This is a genomic window from Arenibaculum sp., assembly GCF_035998295.1.
Classification (GTDB): domain Bacteria; phylum Pseudomonadota; class Alphaproteobacteria; order Azospirillales; family Azospirillaceae; genus DASYHS01.
This window is the reverse complement of the sequence record NZ_DASYHS010000171.1, coordinates 1-3,615: the sequence shown is the minus strand read 5'-3', so window position 1 is coordinate 3,615 and position 3,615 is coordinate 1. Positions and strand designations below refer to the sequence as shown.

Annotated in this window: 6 protein-coding genes; 1 reads left to right on the top strand and 5 read right to left on the bottom strand. The window is 73.5% G+C overall.

Annotation, left to right across the window (positions count from 1 at the left end):
* Window positions 1–30: 30 nt before the first annotated feature.
* From VGO20_RS17010 to VGO20_RS16990, 5 genes are read right to left on the bottom strand one after another with little or no spacing between them, the layout of a single operon-like run.
* Complete coding sequence (locus VGO20_RS17010; RefSeq protein ID WP_327503566.1) at window positions 31–810, bottom strand: lysozyme family protein; 780 nt, start codon at window positions 808–810, stop codon at window positions 31–33.
* Between the two features lie 4 nt (window positions 811–814).
* Window positions 815–1,081, bottom strand: coding sequence for a flagellar biosynthesis protein FliQ (gene fliQ / locus VGO20_RS17005; protein ID WP_327503565.1), 267 nt, complete (start codon window positions 1,079–1,081; stop codon window positions 815–817).
* A 25-nt stretch (window positions 1,082–1,106) separates the two neighbouring features.
* On the bottom strand, window positions 1,107–1,433 hold the full coding sequence (gene fliE, locus VGO20_RS17000; protein ID WP_327503564.1) for a flagellar hook-basal body complex protein FliE: 327 nt from the start codon (window positions 1,431–1,433) through the stop codon (window positions 1,107–1,109).
* Between the two features lie 11 nt (window positions 1,434–1,444).
* Window positions 1,445–1,864 (bottom strand): flagellar basal body rod protein FlgC, encoded by a 420-nt coding sequence (gene flgC, locus VGO20_RS16995; protein WP_327503563.1) that lies wholly within the window; start codon window positions 1,862–1,864, stop codon window positions 1,445–1,447.
* Window positions 1,865–1,893: 29 nt separating this feature from the next.
* Entirely contained in the window at window positions 1,894–2,292 is a 399-nt protein-coding gene (locus VGO20_RS16990) for a flagellar basal body protein (protein ID WP_327503562.1), read from the bottom strand.
* 120 nt (window positions 2,293–2,412) lie between these two features.
* On the opposite strand from VGO20_RS16990, the gene VGO20_RS16985 reads away from it, so the two are divergent.
* A partial coding sequence (locus tag VGO20_RS16985; protein ID WP_327503561.1) for a FliI/YscN family ATPase occupies window positions 2,413–3,615 on the top strand: 1,203 nt, incomplete at its 3' end.

Genomic DNA, 3,615 nt, shown 5'->3' with positions numbered 1-3,615 from the left:
CATAGATCCCGACGGTTCCGCACCCGGCCCCTACCGGCCCTCGTAGTCCGGCAGCAGCGGGCGCGCCGGGGCATCGGCGTAGAGGCTGGTCAGGAAGGCGAGCCGTGCGCGGTCCGGCCGGCCCCAGGCCGGCGAGGCCGGTCCGCCGGCCAGCGCCGCGACGTAGTCGAGTGCGCCCGCGACCCAGCGGCGGTTCTTCTCGACCCGCGCCCGGTAGGCGTCGGCCAGCTCCGCCCGCGCCGAGTGGTAGCGCCCGACCGCCGCCTCCGCCCCGCCTTGGGCGCGGCCGAGCCCGGCCAGGTAGCGCGCGGCGTAGCGGGCGTTCGCGACGGGGTCGAAGGCCGCGTCCAGGTCGGCGAAGGCGTCGGGGTGCCAGCGCAGGTTCACCTGCAGGCAGCCGACGTCTATCGAGCGCACGCCCCGGCCCTGCAGGTCGCGGACATGCGCCACCGCCTCGTCCCGGCTCGCGAAGAAGCGGCCGACCCCGTCGGCGTTCACCGTCCACGGCCAGACGGTCGCCAGCCCCGCGACGTCGCGCCCGGCCTCGGTGAAGCCCATGGCCAGCAGCAGGTTGCCCCCGATCGCGAAGTCCCGCTCGGCGTCCAGGATCGCCGCGATACAGGCCGCCTCGTCGGGCAGCGTGCGCGCCGGTGCGGCCGGCCGCGGGGCCGCGCGGAAATCCCAGCCGCCCGTGATCGCGCCATGCGCCGCCGCGCGCTCGACGGCGCCGGCGGGCCGCCCCGGCGGTAGGCCCGCCAGCAGGATCGCCAGCAGGATCGCCGGCAGGATCGCCGGCAGGACCGCGCGCACCGCCTCAGTCCATCGCGACGATGAGGTCGGCGAGCCGCTCCGAATACGTCGCCAGCGTCGCATACATGAAGGGCAGCGCCAGCACCGTGGTGACCAGGATCACCACGATCTTCGGCACGAAGGTCAACGTCATCTCCTGGACCTGGGTCAGCGCCTGCAGCAGCGAGATGCACACGCCCACGGCCAGCGCCACGACCAGGGCCGGCAACGCGATCAGCAGCACGGCCCAGATGCCGTCGCGCAGGACCTCCAGGACGTCCGCCTCGTTCATTGGCATCCTCCTCCCGGCGCCGCCGTCAGATCGGCATGCGCATGATTTCCTGGTAGGCCTGGACCATCTTGTCCCGGATCGCGACGACGGTCTGGATCGTCATCTCGGCGGCGATCACGGAATGCACCACATCCTGGGCGCTCGCGTGCCCGGCGACCGCGGCCAGCGAGACCCGCTCGCTGCGCTGCACCGTCTCGACGGCGCGCGCGACCTGGTCGTCGACGAAGGCGCCGAAGCTGCCGTCGGGCGGCATGGCCACCGCAGGTGCCGCGACCGGCGCCGCCGGCAGCGCGGCCGAGAGGCCGTTGGAGGAGTAGGCGGCAGCCACCCTGCCGATGGAGAAGTCGATCATGGCCCGCCTCCTCAGCCGCGCAGCAGGTCGACGGTGCGCGCCATCATGGAGCGCGCCTGCTCGATCATGTTCATGCTCGCCTCGAAGGAGCGCGTCGCCTCGCGCATGTCCATCATCTCGATCAGGGTCGAGACGTTGGGCCGCTTGACGTAGCCGTCCTCGTCGGCGGCGGGGTGGGAGGGGTCGTGGACCAGCTCGAAGTCGCCGCGGTCGCGGCCGATGCGCCGGATCTCGACCGTCTCCGCGCCCAGCGAACGGTCGAGCGCGTTGGTGAAGGAGATGGTCTTGCGCCGGTAGGGATCGCCGCCGGGGACGATCGCGGTCGAATCGGCGTTGGCGATGTTCTCGGCGATCACGCGCAGGCGCGTCCCTTGGGCCTCCAGGCCCGTGGCGGCGATGCGCATCGTTGCGGTCAGGGGATCGACGGTCATGACGTATCTCCGGGATTTCGGGTCCGGGTTCAGGTGTTCCGGCCGCTCCACGCCATGCGCAGCAGGCCCACGTGCTTCTGGAACAGGCCGGCGATGAGGCCGTAGGCCTCGCGGGTGTCAGCCGCCTTGATCATCTCCTGCTCGAGCGACACGGCGTTGCCGTCGGGGTTGCTCTCCCAGGTCTCCGGGCGCCGGTCGACGCGGACGGGACCGGCCGGCCGGGTACCGGTCAGGTGCATGCCGCTGGTCAGGGCCGGGGCCACCGGGCGCATGCCGCCGATCACGGCGTCGAACGGCACGAGGTCGCGCGCCCGGTAGCCCGGCGTGTTCGCGTTGACGACGTTCTGCGCCACGACCCGGTGGCGCTCGGCCAGGTATTCCATGCGGCTGCCCGCGACCCGGAACAGTTCGATCGCAGCGATGTCCATGTGCCCCAGCTCCGTTGCGTTCACGGCAAGGGCGACGATGCGGCAGCCGGTTTAAAGCCGGATTTAAGGCCGCGCGGCTACGCTCGACCCGTGACCACCCGAGAAGCCGGAGCCGCCCCGATGCATCGCGCGCTGTCCGACCTGATCGCCGGACTGGACGAGTTGCCCGCCCCCCTGTGGCGCGGCGAGATCCGCTCGGCCGCCGGCATGACCGTCGAGGTCGACGGGCTGCAGCGCCGGCTCGCCGTCGGCGACCGGTGCTGGGCCGAGACGGTGCAGGGCGGACGCGTCCTGTGCGAGACGATCGGCTTTCGCGACGGCCGTTCGCTGCTGATGGCGTTCGGCCCGCTGGACGGGGTGGCGGAAGGCAACCCGGCCGTGCTGGAGGCCGGGCGCGATGCGCTGCGCCCCGGCCCGGGCTGGCTCGGCCGGGTCGTCGACGCGCTCGGCCGGCCGGTCGACGGCGGCGGCCCGCTCGTCGGCGGCGAGGCGGTACGGCCCCTGCGGGCGGCGCCCCCGGCCGCGTGCAGCCGCCGGCGCGTCGGCCGCAGGCTGGAGACGGGGATACGGGCGGTCGACTGCTTCGTGCCGGTCTGCCGGGGCCAGCGCATGGGCATCTTCGCCGGCTCGGGCGTCGGCAAGTCGACCCTGCTGTCGATGCTGGCGCGCCATGCCGATGCCGACGTCGTCGTGCTCGGCCTGATCGGCGAGCGCGGCCGCGAGGTCCGGGAGTTCCTGCAGGAGGACCTGGGCGAGGCCGGCCTCGCGCGCTCGGTCGTGGTCGTCGCGACCTCGGACGAGCCGCCGCTGATGCGCCGCCAGGCGGCCTGGCTGACGCTCGCGGTCGCCGAGGCGTTCCGCGACCGGGGCCTGCACGTCCTGTGCATGATGGACAGCCTGACGCGCTTCGCGACCGCCCAGCGCGAGATCGGCCTCGCCGCGGGCGAGCCGCCGACGACCAAGGGCTATCCGCCGACCGTGTTCTCGGAACTGCCGCGCCTGCTGGAGCGGGCCGGGCCGGGCACCGGCGCCCAGGGCGACATCACCGGCATCTTCACGGTGCTGGTCGACGGCGACGACCACGACGAGCCGGTGGCCGACGCGGTGCGCAGCATCCTCGACGGCCATCTCGTGCTCGACCGGCGCATCGCCGAGCAGGGCCGCCATCCCGCCGTGAACGTGCTGCGCAGCGTGTCGCGCACCCTTCCGGGATGCCACTCCGCCGCGGAATACCGCCTGCTGAGCGAGGCGCGCGCGCTGGCGGCCGTCTACGACGACATGCGCGAGCTGGTGCGTATCGGCGCCTACCGCCGCGGCGCCGAC